12 protein-coding genes are annotated in these 14322 nt (G+C 72.6%); all 12 read left to right on the top strand.

What is annotated here, in order from left to right:
* Positions 1 to 154: 154 nt before the first annotated feature.
* The 12 genes from ACH4TP_RS30950 to mycP all read left to right on the top strand — a co-directional run bounded on the left by ACH4TP_RS30950 (position 155) and on the right by mycP (position 14302).
* Positions 155 to 715 carry a YqgE/AlgH family protein gene (locus ACH4TP_RS30950; RefSeq protein WP_389237348.1) on the top strand — a complete coding sequence of 187 codons (561 nt, stop codon included), beginning with the start codon at positions 155 to 157 and terminating at the stop codon, positions 713 to 715.
* 30 nt (positions 716 to 745) lie between these two features.
* A complete protein-coding gene (locus tag ACH4TP_RS30945) occupies positions 746 to 1033 on the top strand; it encodes a DUF3039 domain-containing protein (protein ID WP_015033918.1) in 288 nt (95 codons plus the stop codon).
* A 233-nt stretch (positions 1034 to 1266) separates the two neighbouring features.
* The gene (locus tag ACH4TP_RS30940; RefSeq protein ID WP_398439759.1) at positions 1267 to 2571 is read left to right on the top strand and encodes an extracellular solute-binding protein; all 1305 of its coding nucleotides are present in this window, start codon (positions 1267 to 1269) and stop codon (positions 2569 to 2571) included.
* Between the two features lie 5 nt (positions 2572 to 2576).
* On the top strand, positions 2577 to 3521 hold the full coding sequence (locus ACH4TP_RS30935; protein ID WP_398188572.1) for a carbohydrate ABC transporter permease: 945 nt from the start codon (positions 2577 to 2579) through the stop codon (positions 3519 to 3521).
* Positions 3518 to 4369, top strand: coding sequence for a carbohydrate ABC transporter permease (locus ACH4TP_RS30930; RefSeq protein ID WP_398188575.1), 852 nt, complete (start codon positions 3518 to 3520; stop codon positions 4367 to 4369). Before ACH4TP_RS30935 ends, ACH4TP_RS30930 begins: the two co-directional genes overlap by 4 nt.
* Before the next feature lie 4 nt (positions 4370 to 4373).
* Complete coding sequence (locus tag ACH4TP_RS30925) at positions 4374 to 6008, top strand: beta-N-acetylhexosaminidase (protein WP_398439758.1); 1635 nt, start codon at positions 4374 to 4376, stop codon at positions 6006 to 6008.
* Between the two features lie 248 nt (positions 6009 to 6256).
* Positions 6257 to 7132, top strand: a complete 876-nt coding sequence (locus tag ACH4TP_RS30920) for an FAD binding domain-containing protein (RefSeq protein ID WP_398439757.1) — start codon at positions 6257 to 6259, stop codon at positions 7130 to 7132.
* On the top strand, positions 7129 to 8529 hold the full coding sequence (locus tag ACH4TP_RS30915) for a (2Fe-2S)-binding protein (RefSeq protein WP_398188581.1): 1401 nt from the start codon (positions 7129 to 7131) through the stop codon (positions 8527 to 8529). The genes ACH4TP_RS30920 and ACH4TP_RS30915 overlap by 4 nt, the downstream gene beginning before the upstream one ends.
* Positions 8526 to 10847 (top strand): xanthine dehydrogenase family protein molybdopterin-binding subunit, encoded by a 2322-nt coding sequence (locus ACH4TP_RS30910; RefSeq protein ID WP_398188584.1) that lies wholly within the window; start codon positions 8526 to 8528, stop codon positions 10845 to 10847. The genes ACH4TP_RS30915 and ACH4TP_RS30910 overlap by 4 nt, the downstream gene beginning before the upstream one ends.
* 95 nt (positions 10848 to 10942) lie before the next feature.
* Positions 10943 to 11458: a hypothetical protein gene (locus ACH4TP_RS30905; RefSeq protein WP_389237360.1), complete on the top strand. Its 516-nt coding sequence runs from the start codon at positions 10943 to 10945 to the stop codon at positions 11456 to 11458.
* Between the two features lie 30 nt (positions 11459 to 11488).
* Positions 11489 to 13024, top strand: a complete 1536-nt coding sequence (locus ACH4TP_RS30900) for a hypothetical protein (RefSeq protein WP_398439756.1) — start codon at positions 11489 to 11491, stop codon at positions 13022 to 13024.
* A gap of 30 nt (positions 13025 to 13054) precedes the next feature.
* The gene (gene mycP, locus ACH4TP_RS30895; RefSeq protein ID WP_398439755.1) at positions 13055 to 14302 is read left to right on the top strand and encodes a type VII secretion-associated serine protease mycosin; all 1248 of its coding nucleotides are present in this window, start codon (positions 13055 to 13057) and stop codon (positions 14300 to 14302) included.
* Positions 14303 to 14322: the final 20 nt, after the last annotated feature.

Raw genomic sequence — 14322 nt, 5'->3', positions numbered from 1 at the left:
TTCCGTGATCTTGCGGAGCGTCACCGTCCGCTTCTCCCCGCGACGCGCCCCGCCGCCGCAACCCCGGCCCTCCTGAGCTGCGGTGGTCACCGGCTTCCCCGGATCCCGCCCGACAACCCCCCGCGGACGCCGAAGATGCGGGATCATGTGTCGCATGACCGAGGTGTCCTCGCTCACAGGACGGCTGCTCGTGGCCACCCCCGCGCTGGCGGACCCGAATTTCGACCGCGCGGTGGTCCTGCTGCTCGACCACGACGACGAGGGCTCGCTCGGCGTCGTCCTCAACCGGCCCACGCCCGTGACCGTCGGCGACATCCTCGCCCCCTGGGCCGCCCTCGCCGGCGAACCCGGGGTCGTCTTCCAGGGCGGCCCCGTCTCGCTCGACGCGGCCCTCGGCGTCGCCGTGATCCCCGGCGACGAGGGCCCCCTCGGCTGGCGGCGGGTGTACGGGGCGATCGGCCTGGTCGACCTGGAGACCCCGCCCGAGCTGCTCGGACCGGCGATCGGCTCGCTCCGGATCTTCGCGGGCTACGCGGGCTGGGGCCCCGGCCAGCTGGAGTCCGAGCTCGGCGACGGCGCCTGGTACGTGGTCGAGTCGGAGCCCGGCGACGTCTCCTCGCCGCGCCCCGAGACGCTCTGGCGGCAGGTGCTGCGACGGCAGCGCGGCGAACTCGCGATGATCGCCACGTACCCCGACGACCCGTCCCTCAACTGACGCCCCGGGCTTTCAGTACCCTTGGCGGTTATGAGCACTCTCGAGCCCGAGCGCGGGGCAGGTACGGGAACCCTCGTCGAGCCGACGCCGCAGGTGTCCCACGGTGACGGCGACCACGAGCGCTACGCCCACTACGTCCAGAAGGACAAGATCATGGCGAGCGCCCTCGACGGCACGCCCGTCGTGGCGCTGTGCGGAAAGGTCTGGGTACCGGGGCGCGACCCCAAGAAGTACCCGGTCTGTCCGATGTGCAAGGAGATCTACGACTCCATGGGCGCGGGCGGCGGCGACAAGGACAAGGGCGGCAAGGACAAGTAAGCGGCTCCTGACGTCTGGGGCGGCCCCCGTCGCGCGTACTCCGGTACGTGCGGCGGGGGCCGTTTCGCGTTGCACGGGGTGCTTTCGCGGGTCACGGATCGGGTCACGGATCGGCCGAAGTGGTCGAGACCTCTTGTCGGTCCGCTCGGGGCGCGCCTAACCTCACGCGTGTTGTGCAGCACGAAACGCTCATTGCGCATGTTGCAACGCGCACGCTCGGAGGGGATTCAGCCATGAAGTTGCCCGCTCGCCTCACCACCCCGGCCACCGCACTCCTGCTCGCCGGCCTCACCGCCACCGCCTGCGCGCCCCAGACGTCCGGGGGCGGCGCCGGGGCCGACGAGAAGAGCGGGACCCTGCGCGTCTGGCTCTTCCAGGAGGTGGGCAACAAGCCCAAGGAACAGGTCGTCGAGCAGGCCGTCGCCGCCTTCGAGAAGCGGCACGCGGACGCGAAGGTCGAGGTCGAGTACATCCCCGTCGAGACCCGCGCCCAGCGCGTCAAGGCCGCCTTCAACGACCCCGCGTCCGCCCCCGACCTCGTCGAGTACGGCAACACCGACACCGCCGGATACGTGAAGGACGGCGGACTCGCCGACATCAGTGCCGAGTTCGCCGCCTGGGACGAGGCGAAGGACACCGACCCCACCGCCCGGCAGTCCGTCACCGTCGGCGGCAAGGTCTACGGCGCCCCGCTCTTCGTCGGCGTCCGCGCCCTCTACTACCGCACCGACGTCTTCCGGGAACTCGGCCTCACCGCCCCCAAGACCCAGGCCGAACTCGCCTCCACGGCCAGGAAGATCCGCAAGGCGAAGCCCGAGCTGTACGGCATCGCCGTCGGCGGCGCCTACACCTACGGCGCCCTGCCCTTCGTCTGGGCCGCCGGCGGCGAACTCGCCACCGCGCACGGCGACACGTACGAGGCCGCCGTCGACAGCGCGGCCGCCCGCAAGGGCATCGCCACGTACACCTCGCTCTTCGGCGACGACAACTGCCCGGCCGCCAAGTGCGCCCAGATGGGCGGCAACGCCACCGTCACCGCCTTCGCCTCCGGCAAGGCCGGCATGGCCATCGGCGGCGACTTCAGCCACGCCGCCGTCGAGGCCGGAGCCGTGAAGGGCAAGTACGCCGTCGTCCCGCTGCCCGGCACCACCCCCGGCTCCATCGCCCCCGCCTTCGCCGGCGGCAACAACATCGGCGTCCTGAGGAGCACCTCCCACCGCACCCTCGCCGTCGACCTCCTCAAGTCCCTGACCGGCAAGGACACCCAGGCCAAGCTGTTCGACGCGATGGGCTTCCTGCCCACGTACACCGACGTCCGCACCGCCGCCGCCCAGCGGCAGCCCTTCGTGAAGCCCTTCATCGACACCCTCGGCGCGGGCGCCAGGTTCGTCCCCGCCTCCCCCGGTTGGGGCCGGATCGACGCCTCCCTCGTGCTGCCCACGATGTTCCAGGAGGTCGTCAGCGGCCGTAAGGACGTCGCGACGGCCTCCGGCGACGCCGCGAAGAAGATGGACGCGGCGTTCGCGGCGGCGGGATGAGCCGCATGACGACCCGGCTCGTCCGGGCCGCCGCGCCGGTGAAGAAGCCCGCGCCGGCCCCCCGCACCCCCCGGCGGGACAGCCCCTGGACCCCCTGGCTCTACCTGCTGCCCGCCCTCGCCGTCCTCGGCGGACTCCTCGTCTACCCCGTCTACCAGCTCGGCCTGATCTCCTTCCTGGAGTACACCCAGGCCCAGGTCAGCGGCGGCGAACCCACCTCCTTCCAGGGCTTCGCCAACTACACGGCCCTCTTCGCCGACCCCCAGTTCCGGCAGGTCCTCCTCGCCACCGTGGTCTTCGCCGCCGCCTGCGTCGTCACCACCCTCGCCGTCGGCTGCTCCCTCGCGGTCCTCCTCACGCGCGTGCGTGCCCTGCCCCGGCTCCTCCTGATGCTGGCCGCGCTCGGCGCCTGGGCGACCCCCGCCGTCACCGGCTCCACCGTCTGGGTCTTCCTCTTCGACCCCGACTTCGGCCCCGTCAACCGGCTGCTCGGGCTCGGCGACTTCTCCTGGACGTACGGGCGGTACAGCGCCTTCGCCCTCGTCCTCCTCGAAGTCGTCTGGTGCTCGTTCCCGTTCGTGATGGTGACGGTGTACGCCGGCATCAGGGCCGTCCCGTCCGAGGTCCTGGAGGCCGCCGCCCTCGACGGCGCCTCGCAGTGGCGGACCTGGCGCTCGGTCACGGCCCCGGTGCTCCGGCCGATCCTCGTCGTCGTGACGATCCAGTCGATCATCTGGGACTTCAAGCTCTTCACCCAGATCTACGTGATGACGAACGGCGGCGGCATCGCCGGCCAGAACCTCGTCCTCAACGTGTACGCCTACCAGAAGGCCTTCGCCTCCTCCCAGTACAGCCTGGGCTCGGCGATCGGCGTCGTCATGCTGCTGATCCTGCTGGCCGTGACGCTGGTCCACCTGCGCCTGCTGCGACGCCAGGGGGAGGAACTGTGACTTCTGCGCAGATACGGATACGGATACGGCGTCCCGGACGCCTCGCCGCCGAGGCCGTCACCCTCCTCGTCGCGGCCGCCGTCGCCTTCCCGCTGTACTGGATGGTCCTCTCGGCCCTCAAACCGGCCGGCGAGATCCAGTCCGCGCACCCCCGGCCGTGGACGCTCTCCCCGTCCCTGGACTCCTTCCGGCGCGTCTTCGACCAGCAGGAGTTCGGCCGGTACTTCGTCAACTCGCTGATCGTCGCGGGCACGGTCGTCCTCGCCTCGGCGCTCATCGCCTTCCTCGCGGCGACGGCCGTCACCCGGTTCCGCTTCCGGTTCCGGACGACGCTGCTCGTCATGTTCCTGATCGCCCAGATGGTGCCGGTCGAGGCACTGGCCATCCCGCTGTTCTTCCTCATGCGCGACGCCGGGCTCCTCAACACCCTCGGCTCGCTGGTCCTGCCGCACCTCGCCTTCTCCCTGCCGTTCGCGATCTGGATGCTGCGCGGCTTCGTCAGGGCCGTCCCCGAGGCGCTGGAGGAGCAGGCACAGATCGACGGCGCGAGCCGCGCCCGCTTCCTGTGGCGGATCCTCTTCCCGCTGGTCCTCCCCGGCCTCGTCGCGACCAGCGTCTTCTCGTTCATCTCGACCTGGAACGACTTCCTCTTCGCGAAGTCCTTCCTCATCAGCGACACCTCGCAGTCGACCCTCCCCATGGCACTGCTCGTCTTCTTCAAGCCCGACGAGAACGACTGGGGCGGCATCATGGCCGGATCGACGGTCATGACCCTCCCGGTGCTCGTCTTCTTCGTACTCGTACAGCGCCGCCTGGTCTCCGGACTGGGCGGGGCGGTGAAGGACTGACGTGATGACCCCTGCCGATTCCATGGACCTGATCCCGGCACCCCGCGCGGTCGAGCGGCACGGCGCCGGGCGCGTCCCGCTCGACGAGCGGACCACCCTCGACTCCGGACCCGGCACCGAGTCCACCGCCCGCTGGCTGCGGACCGCGCTCGGCGCCGCCACCGGGCTGCCGCTCGCCGACGGGGCCGGTCCGCACGCGATCCGGTTGAGGGTCGGCGAGGCCGCGGCGCGCGGCCCGGAGGGCTACCGGCTGGTGGTCGACGACACAGGCGTCCTCATCGAGGGCGGCGGGCCCGCCGGCGTGTTCTGGGGCGCCCAGACCCTCCGCCAGCTCCTCGGCCCCGACGCGTACCGCAAGGCGCCCGTACGGGGCGAGGGGCGCTGGGAGCTCCCGTACACGACCGTCGAGGACACGCCCCGCTTCGGCTGGCGCGGCCTCCTCCTCGACGTCTCCCGGCACTTCACGCCCAAGGACGACGTCCTGCGCCTGCTCGACCTCCTCGCCGCCCACAAGCTGAACGTCTTCCACTTCCACCTCACCGACGACCAGGGCTGGCGCATCGAGATCAAGCGCCACCCGAAGCTCACCGAGGTCGGCGCGTGGCGGGCACGCACCAAGTGGGGGCACCGGGCCTCGCCGCTCTGGACCGAGACCCCGTACGGCGGCTTCTACACCCAGGACGACATCCGCGAGATCGTCGCGTACGCCGCCGAGCGGCACATCACCGTCGTCCCCGAGATCGACCTCCCCGGCCACGCGCAGGCCGCCATCGCCGCCCATCCCGAGCTCGGCAACACCGACGTCGTCGACACCGCCGCCCTCGCCGTCTGGGACACCTGGGGCGTCAACCCCAACGTCCTCGCCCCCACCGAGGCCGTCCTGCGCTTCTACGAGGGCGTCTTCGAGGAGGTCCTCGACCTCTTCCCGTCCACCTTCGTCCACGTCGGCGGCGACGAGTGCCCCAAGGACCAGTGGAAGGCCTCCCCGGCCGCCCAGGCCCGCATCGAGGAGCTCGGGGTCGGCGACGAGGACGGGCTCCAGTCCTGGTTCATCCGCCACTTCGACCGCTGGCTCGCCGCCCGCGGCCGCCGCCTCATCGGCTGGGACGAGATCCTGGAGGGCGGCCTCGCCGACGGGGCGGCCGTGTCGTCCTGGCGGGGGTACGCGGGCGGGATCGCCGCCGCCGAGGCCGGCCACGACGTCGTCATGTGCCCCGAGCAGCACGTGTACCTGGACCACCGCCAGGCGCCCGGCGAGGACGAACCGGTGCCCATCGGATACGTCCGCACCCTGGAGGACGTCTACCGCTTCGAGCCCGTCCCGCCCGGCCTCCCGCCCGAGGCCGCCGCCCACATCCTGGGAACCCAGGCCAACGTCTGGACCGAGGTGATGGAGAACCGCTCCCGCGTCGACTACCAGGTCTTCCCGCGCCTCGCCGCCTTCGCCGAGGTCGCCTGGTCCGCGCTGCCCGCGCCGGAGGCGCGCGACCACGCCGGTTTCGAGCGCCGCATGCGCACCCACTACCGGCGCCTGGACGCCCTCGGCGTCGACTACCGGCCGCCCGCCGGACCCCACCCCTGGCAGCAGCGGCCCGGGGTGCTCGGCAGGCCCCTGGAGGGCACGCCCCCGAACGTGTGAGAGACCCGACGTCGCCCGGTCACCCAGGAGTGGTGAAACGGAAGTTACCGTCACACCGAGGACGTCACGGACGGAACAGTCCTTCGCGGACCCTCGCGCCGGACTCCTCGGAAGATGTGCCAGAGTTGCCACGTCCGGCCTGTGAGCACGTACGGTACGCCCACACGCAGGCGCGTCGTACCGCCGCTCACAGGCGCGACGGCCGGGCACAGTCGGGGACCACCGGGACACCGGGAAGGGGCAGCGGGTTGACCACGCACGCACCACAGACGGCGCAGTCCGTGACGCTGCCCGCCTCGCTCGACGAGGCCGTCGCGGCGCTCACCGCCATGCCGGCCGCCGTGCCCGTCGCCGGCGGCACCGACCTCATGGCCGCCGTCAACAAGGGCCAGCTCCGCCCCGCCGGACTCGTCGGCCTGAGCCGCATCAACGAGATCCGCGGCTGGCAGTACCAGGACGGCCACGCCCTCCTCGGCGCGGGCCTCACGCACGCGCGCATGGGCCGCCCCGACTTCGCCGCCCTCATCCCGGCCCTCGCCGCCGCCAGCCGCGCGGCCGGGCCGCCCCAGATCCGCAACGCGGGCACCCTCGGCGGCAACGTCGTCACCGCCGCGCCCACCGGCGACTCGCTGCCCGTCCTCGCAGCCCTGGAGGCCGACCTCGTCGTCCTCGGCCCGCTCGGCACCCGCGAGATCCCCGTCTCCCACCTCCTCGCGGGCCGCGACCTGCTCGCCCCCGGCGAGCTCGTCGGCTTCGTCCGCGTCCCGCTGCTCCACGCCCCGCAGGTCTTCCTCAAGGCCACCGGCCGCACCGGCCCGGCCCGCGCCACCGCCTCCGTCGCCGTCGTCCTCGACCCGGCCCGGCGCGGCGTGCGCTGCGCGGTCGGCGCCGTCGCGCCCATGCCGCTGCGCCCGCTGGAGGCCGAGCGCTGGATCGCCTCGCTGGTGGACTGGGACAACGACCGGGGGCTCGCCCCCGAGGCGCTCGCGGCCTTCGGCGAGTACGTCGCCGCCGCCTGCATCCCGGATCCGCCGGGCAACGAACAGCTGCCGCCGGCCGTACTGCACCTGAGGCGCACGGTCGCCACACTCGCCCGACGGGCACTGGGGAGGGCACTCGCGTGAGCGACGAGCACAAGGGACAGGGACAGCAGACGGGCGGCTGGGAGCCGCTCCCGCAGAGCGAGGGGTACGACGGCGACGCGACCGCCTTCGTCCAGCTGCCGCCCGACTTCATGCTGGACGGCATCCCCCTGGAGGCCCCCGGCCACGGCTACGTGCCGCCGATGATCACCCCGCTCCAGCCGCTCGCCCCGCCCGCGGCACCCGACCCGGCGGCGACGGGCACCTGGTCGGTGCACGTCCCGACGGAGGCGCAGCAGCCGCAGTACTTCGAGGGGTACGAGAGCGGCGAGCACTTCCAGCCGCCCGCGTACGTCGAGAACGCGGTCGAGCACATCGAGCGCGTGGAGCACGTGGCGCCGATCGAGCACGTCGAGCACGTGGGGCACGTCGAGCACCTCGACTACGCCGAGCCGGACCCGCAGGCGACGGCCGAGTGGCGCTTCGACGAGGCCGTGGCGCCCGCCGCCGTCGACCCGGACCCGGGGGCCACGGGCCAGTGGCGGATCCCGGACGTGCCTGCCGCGCCCGCCGCGCCCGCTTCGTACACGGAGGCCCCGGCGACGCTGCCGGGCGGCGCGCCGGCGCCGTGGGCGCTGCCGGAGGAGCCGGTGGAGCCGGTGGCGGAGGCCGTCGAGGCCGTGGAGGCGGTCGAGGCCGTGGAGGCGGTCGCGGAGGAGCCGGAGGCCGCGGCGGAGCCCGTACCGGATCCCGTACCGGAGCTCGCTCCGGAGGTGGAGGCCGCGCCGTCGGACGAGGTCCCGCCGGTCCCCGTACCGGCCGAGGAGCCGCCCGCCCCCGCGCCGCTGTTCGTCGAGGCCTCCACGGACAGCGACGAGCACCCCCACACCTCGTACACCCTGCGGGTCAACGGGACGGACCGGCCGGTGACCGGTTCGTGGATCGGGGAGTCGCTGCTCTACGTCCTGCGCGAGCGCCTGGGTCTCGCCGGGGCCAAGGACGGCTGCTCGCAGGGCGAGTGCGGGGCATGCAACGTGCAGGTCGACGGCCGGCTCGTCGCCTCCTGCCTGGTGCCCGCGGCGACCGCCGCCGGGAGCGAGGTGCGGACGGTCGAGGGCCTCGCGGTCGACGGCGAGCCCTCGGACGTGCAGCGGGCGATGGCGAAGTGCGGCACCGTCCAGTGCGGCTTCTGCATCCCCGGCATGTGCATGACCGTGCACGACCTCCTGGAGGGCAACCACGCCCCCACGGAGCTGGAGACCCGCCAGGCCCTCGCCGGCAACCTCTGCCGCTGCTCCGGCTACCGGGGCGTGCTCGAGGCCGTACGGGACGTCGTCGCCGAGCGCGAGGCCGGTGCCGCGGCCGCCGCGCCCGAGGCCGCCGACGAGGTCCGTGTTCCGCACCAGATTCCCCACCCGCACGACGGAGGCATGGCGTGAGCAGCGACGCGACCACGGCCGTTCCCACGGCTCTGGACGTCACCGGGAGCATCGGCCAGGAGCCGGCCGCGCACGGCCTCGGCACCTCGCTCCCGCAGGCCGAGGCGCGGGCGAAGACCGAGGGCACGTTCCCGTACGCCTCCGACCTGTGGGCCGAGGGGCTGCTCTGGGCCGCGATCCTGCGCTCGCCGCACCCGCACGCCCGGATCGTGTCGATCGACACGAGCGCGGCGCTGGCCATGCCGGGCGTACGGGCAGTGGTGACGGCCGCCGACGTGCCGGGCGCGGCGACGTACGGGCGGCGGGTCGCCGACCGGCCGGTCTTCGCCTCCGACCTGGTCCGGCACCACGGCGAGGCCCTCGCGGCCGTCGCCGCCGACCACCCGGACACGGCGCGCCTCGCCGCCGCGGCGATCGCCGTCGAGTACGAGCTCCTGGAGCCGGTGACGGACCCGGAGAAGGCGTTCGCGGCCGAGGCGCTGCACCCCGACGGGAACCTGATCCGGCACATCCCGCTGCGCTTCGGGGACCCGGAGGCGACGGGCGAGGTCGTCGTCGAGGGCCTGTACCGGATCGGCCGCCAGGACCCGGCGCCGATCGGCGCGGAGGCGGGCCTCGCCGTGCCGCGCCCCGACGGGGGCGTCGAGCTGTACACGGCCTCCACCGACCCGCACACCGACCGCGACCTGGCGGCCGCCTGCTTCGGGCTGCCGCCCGAGCAGGTCAAGCTGGTCGTGACGGGCGTCCCGGGCGCGACGGGCGACCGCGAGGACCCGGGCTTCCAGATCCCGCTGGGCCTGCTCGCGCTCCGCACCGGCTGCCCGGTCAAGCTCACCGCGACCCGCGAGGAGTCCTTCCTCGGCCACGCCCACCGCCACCCGACCCTGCTGCGCTACCGCCACCACGCGGACGCGGAGGGGCGGTTGGTGAAGGTGGAGGCGCAGATCCTGCTCGACGCGGGCGCGTACGCGGACTCGTCGAGCGAGTCGCTCGCGGCGGCGGTGGCCTTCGCCTGCGGCCCGTACGTGGTCCCGCACGCCTTCGTGGAAGGCTGGGCCGTCCGTACGAACAACCCGCCCTCCGGCCATGTCCGGGGCGAGGGCGCGATGCAGGTGTGCGCGGCGTACGAGGCGCAGATGGACAAGCTGGCCGCGAAGCTGGGCGTGGACCCGGCCGAGCTGCGCATGCGGAACATCATGGCGACCGGCGACATCCTGCCCACGGGCCAGACGGTCACCTGCCCGGCCCCGGTGGCGGAACTCCTCGCGGCCGTACGGGACTTCCCCCTCCCGTCCCTCCCCAAGGACACCCCGGAGGACGACTGGCTCCTCCCCGGCGGCCCCGAGGGCGCGGGCGAACCCGGCGCGGTGCGGCGGGGCGTGGGCTACGCGCTCGGCATGGTGCACATGCTGGGTGCGGAGGGCACGGACGAGGTCTCGACGGCGACCGTCCGCGTCATGGACGGCGTGGCCACGGTCATCTGCTCGGCCGTGGACACGGGTTCGGGCTTCTCCACCCTCGCCCGCCAGATCGTCCAGGAGACCCTCGGCATCGACGAGGTCCACGTGGCCCCCGTCGACACCGACCAGCCGCCGGCGGGCCCGGCCGCCCACGGCCGCCACACCTGGGTCTCGGGCGGAGCGGTGGAGCGTGCCGCGAAGATGGTCCGCACGCAGCTCCTCCAGCCCCTGGCCCACAAGTTCGGCATGTCGACCGAGCTCCTCCAGATCACCGACGGCAAGATCACCTCCTACGACGGCGTCCTGTCCACCACGGTCACCGAGGCCATGGACGGCAAGGAACTCTGGGCCACCGCCCAGTGCCGCCCCCACCCCACCGAGCCCCTCGACGACTCCGGCCAGGGCGACGCCTTCGTCGGACTCGCCTTCTGCGCGATCCGCGCCGTCGTGGACGTCGACATCGAACTCGGCGCCGTACGCGTCGTGGAGATGGCCGTCGCCCAGGACGTCGGCCGCATCCTCAACCCCGCCCAGCTCACCGCCCGCATCGAAGCCGGCGTCACCCAGGGCATCGGCGCCGCCCTCACCGAGAACCTCCGCACCACCCGCGGCCTCGTCCGCCACCCCGACTTCACCGGCTACGCACTCCCGACATCCCTGGACGCCCCGGACATTCGCATCGTGAAACTCGTCGAAGAACGCGACGTCGTCGCCCCCTTCGGCGCCAAGGCCGCGAGCGCGATCCCGGTCGTCACCTCACCCGCCGCAGTGGCCTCAGCGGTGCGCGCGGCGACGGGCCGCCCGGTCAACCGCCTCCCGATCCGCCCCCAGGCAGCGGTGGCCGTGCCCAATTCGTAACCGCCCGATGTCCGTTGCTTGTGCAACCCGAAGGTGCACTCTGTCCGTCGTCTTGACTACGATGAAGTCCTGACTTGTCGAACGGGGAGGCGGCTATGGCTGAGGCGACGGACAGCGGTGGAGCGGTGAACACGGCGCTCTCCTTCCTGCCCCTGATAGGCGGCGGTGTCGGCGCGGTCGCGAGCCTGGCCGTGGAGGTGAACGAGCTGGCGCACCTCAAGGCCCGCGTGGACGACCTGCTCAAGAAGTTCGAGAAGTCGAACGCCGGGCCGGGCAAGATCGGTGAGGACTGGCTGGAGGAGGCCGCCCTCGCGGGCCCGGGGTTCCACGAGGCGGACTATCTCTTCTCCAGCTACGCCGTCGTACAGGACGAGCTGCTCAGGTTCTCCAAGGTTCTGGGACTCCAGATGGAGAGCATGAAGATCGCGATCGACTTCTCCAAGAGCGGGTACGAGAACATCGACGACGACATCCGCGCGCGGATGAGGTCGCTCAACGCGCAGATCACCGATCTGCAGCGCTCCGGCGAGGAGAAGGCGAACGCCCAGCACGCCAGGGGCGGCACCTCCGCGGAGGCTCCGAGGGCCGACGCGCAGGCTGATTTCCAGTGAACCACCGGACGGAAACGGGGGAAGAGTCGCATGGGTAGCGGTCCCAAGAAGCCGGAGCCGAAGTCGACTTCGCTCGAAGGCATGTCGAACGAGCAGCTGCTGGCGATGCTCACTCCCATCCAGCATGCCCGCGCCGAGGAGCTCGCGAAGAAGCTCAAGGACGCGGGGGACGAGATCACCGAGATCGCCAAGTACCTGCGCGACCGCGCCCACGGCGGTCTCAGCTGGAAGGGCGTGGCGGCGGACTCGTTCGTCGAGTGGACTTCGGCCACGGCGAGCGCGACGTTCCACCTCGCCGACTACGCGAAGCTGGCGGGTGATTGCCTGGCGGAGTCGGCCGCGGCCATGGCTCTGGCGAAGAGCGGCGTGGACGATATCGCCAAGACGAGCGCCTCGGCGAAGGCGGACTACGCGAACGCCCAGCGCACGCTGAACGCGGCCCGCCACGACCCCGGCGCCGGCAAGACCGAGGTCAAGACGGCGACCGACGACATGAACGCGGCGGCGGGCGCGCGGGAGCAGGCGCGGATCGAGGCGCTGATGAAGCTCCGTTCGCTGGGGCAGACGTACACGTTCACGGGCCAGCGGGTGAACAGCGCGCCGCGGCCGGTGTTCCCGCCGCCGGCGGGGATGGACGAGGCCTGGATCTACAGTTCGGAGAACATTCAGGTACCAGGGCGTTCGTCCGGAACCGGAACGACCGGAACGACCGGGACGACCGGCACGTCCTCCACGACCGGCACGCGGCAGACCCATGACGTCATCGGCGGACGCACGGACACCACGAGCGACGGCAGTGTCGTACACGGCTCGGACGGGAGGACGACGGACACGGGCGGCACGGTGCGACCCGGCCCCACGCACGTCACGCCCGAGGTTCCCGCCGACCTGGGGATCGACAGCGTGGACACCCTGCCGAAGCCGACCACGCCCGGACCGCAGACGCCGACCCCGGGCGGTCCGCCGCCGACCACCAAGCCGGACCTGGGTACGCCTCCGTTCGTCACGACCGGCGTGCCTCCGCTGACCGTCAAGGGCGGCCCGGGCCCCTTCGGTCCCACCTCACCCCTCACCGGTGGCACCAGCACCACCCGCAACCCGCTGACCGGCGGCCTCCGCACCACGACGCCCAACATGCCCCGCGAGGGCATCAGCGGCGGCCGTGCGGTTCCCAGCACCACGGGCCGGCCGCAGACCGGCATCCCGCGCGGCACCGTCATCGGCAACGAGCCCACCGGGCAGAACCGGACGGGCATGGGCCGGGCCATGGGCGGCGCGCACGGCATGGGCGGCCCCACGGGCGGCGCGGCCGGCCGGAACGGCATCAGCGGCGGCCGCCGCCTCGCCGGCGAGACCGGCGGAGTCGTCGGCGGCAGGGCACAGCGCACCGGCGCCGCCGGTGGCGGGAAGCCCTTCACGGCCGGCGGCTCGGGCCTCGTACGCGGAAACGCCGCGAAGCCCGGCGAGCGCGAGGAGCGGAACGGAGAGCGTCCCGACTACCTGGTCGAGGACGAGGAGACCTGGCAGCAGGGCAGGCGCCCGAGCGCTCCCCCGGTCGTCGACTGACCCCGTAGGCAGAAGGGCACGGAGAAACAGATGCGAACCAGCGGTGGACGGGCCATGCGGTCCGGCTCCCTGACGGCGGCCGTCATGGCCCTGACACTGCTGGGCATCGGTGCGACGCCGGCTCACGCCGAGTCGGTGCGCGACATGCAGTGGCACCTGGATGCCATGGGCGCGGACAAGATCTGGAAGATCAGTCAGGGTGAGGGAATCGTCGTCGCGGTCATCGACTCCGGCGTCGACGACACCGTTGCCGACCTTCGAGGCCAGGTACTGCCCGGCAAGGACTACTCCCGCATGTCGGGAGACGAGAACAACGACGTCGACAGTCACGGCACCGGCATAGCTGCGCTCATCGCGGGGACGGGCGCTCGCGGACCGGAGCAGGGATCCTTCGGGCTCGCACCGAAGGCCAAGATCCTTCCGATCAGGATCCCCTACAACCAGGAGCAGTTCCAGCAGAGGGGCCACGTCGACCCGTTCTCGCTGAACGTGGCGAAAGCCATTCGCTTCGCCGCGGACTCCCAGGCCAAGGTCATCAACATCTCTGCGGCCCAACACGAGCAGAATCCTGATCCGCAGCTCGCGGAGGCAGTTCGGTACGCACTCTCCAAGAACAAGCTGATCTTCGCGGGCGTGGGAAACAGCGCCGACACGACCAACGAGGTGGAATACCCCGCGGCGACGCCCGGCGTCGTCGGCGTGGGCGGCCTCAACAAGAAGGCGGCCTGGTGGCCCAAGTCCCAGACGGGCCCGCAAGTCGACCTCGCCGCCCCGGCCGAGGACGCCGTCAGCGCATGCTCCAAGGGAACCCAGCTGTGCAAGGGCAGTGGTACGAGCGCCGCCACCGCCCTCGCCTCCGCCTCCGCCGCCCTGATCTGGTCCAAGCACCCCGACTGGACCAACAACCAGGTCCTGCGCGTCATGCTCAACACCGCCGGCAAGCCGAAGAGCGGGAAGGAGCGGACCGACTACCTCGGCTACGGCAGCATCCGCACCCTCCGCGCGCTGACCACCCCGGGCGACCCCGGCGCCCCTGACGTCTACCCGCTGCCGGACCTCGCCGCCGCCGAGGTGTCCGCGTCGCCCTCGGCGTCCGCGAGTGCGTCCGCGAGCGCGTCCACCGCTCCCGCCACGCCGCAGGCCGAGGGCACACCGCCGTCTGCCGCCGCCTCGGAGCAGGGCGGTGGCTCCGGCCTGTGGATCGCCCTCGGTGTCGGTGCGGCCGTGCTGCTCGGCGCCGCGATCGCCGTACCCGTACTCCGGTCGCGGCGGGGCTGAGGCCGCCCCCTGCCGACGGC

Source organism: Streptomyces sp. NPDC021012, from assembly GCF_044333355.1.
In the GTDB taxonomy this organism is placed as follows: Bacteria; Actinomycetota; Actinomycetes; order Streptomycetales; family Streptomycetaceae; genus Streptomyces.
This window is presented reverse-complemented; position numbering and strand designations above follow the sequence as displayed.

Bases quoted from the DNA above. Each gene is read 5' to 3' on its own strand.
- ACH4TP_RS30950 (WP_389237348.1), top strand. From the start codon at position 155: ATGACCGAGGTGTCCTCGCTCACAGGACGGCTGCTCGTGGCCACCCCC.
- ACH4TP_RS30905 (WP_389237360.1), top strand. From the start codon at position 10,943: ATGGCTGAGGCGACGGACAGCGGTGGAGCGGTGAACACGGCGCTCTCC.
- ACH4TP_RS30925 (WP_398439758.1), top strand. From the start codon at position 4,374: ATGACCCCTGCCGATTCCATGGACCTGATCCCGGCACCCCGCGCGGTC.
- ACH4TP_RS30900 (WP_398439756.1), top strand. From the start codon at position 11,489: ATGGGTAGCGGTCCCAAGAAGCCGGAGCCGAAGTCGACTTCGCTCGAA.
- ACH4TP_RS30940 (WP_398439759.1), top strand. From the start codon at position 1,267: ATGAAGTTGCCCGCTCGCCTCACCACCCCGGCCACCGCACTCCTGCTC.
- mycP (WP_398439755.1), top strand. From the start codon at position 13,055: ATGCGAACCAGCGGTGGACGGGCCATGCGGTCCGGCTCCCTGACGGCG.
- ACH4TP_RS30945 (WP_015033918.1), top strand. From the start codon at position 746: ATGAGCACTCTCGAGCCCGAGCGCGGGGCAGGTACGGGAACCCTCGTC.
- ACH4TP_RS30935 (WP_398188572.1), top strand. From the start codon at position 2,577: ATGACGACCCGGCTCGTCCGGGCCGCCGCGCCGGTGAAGAAGCCCGCG.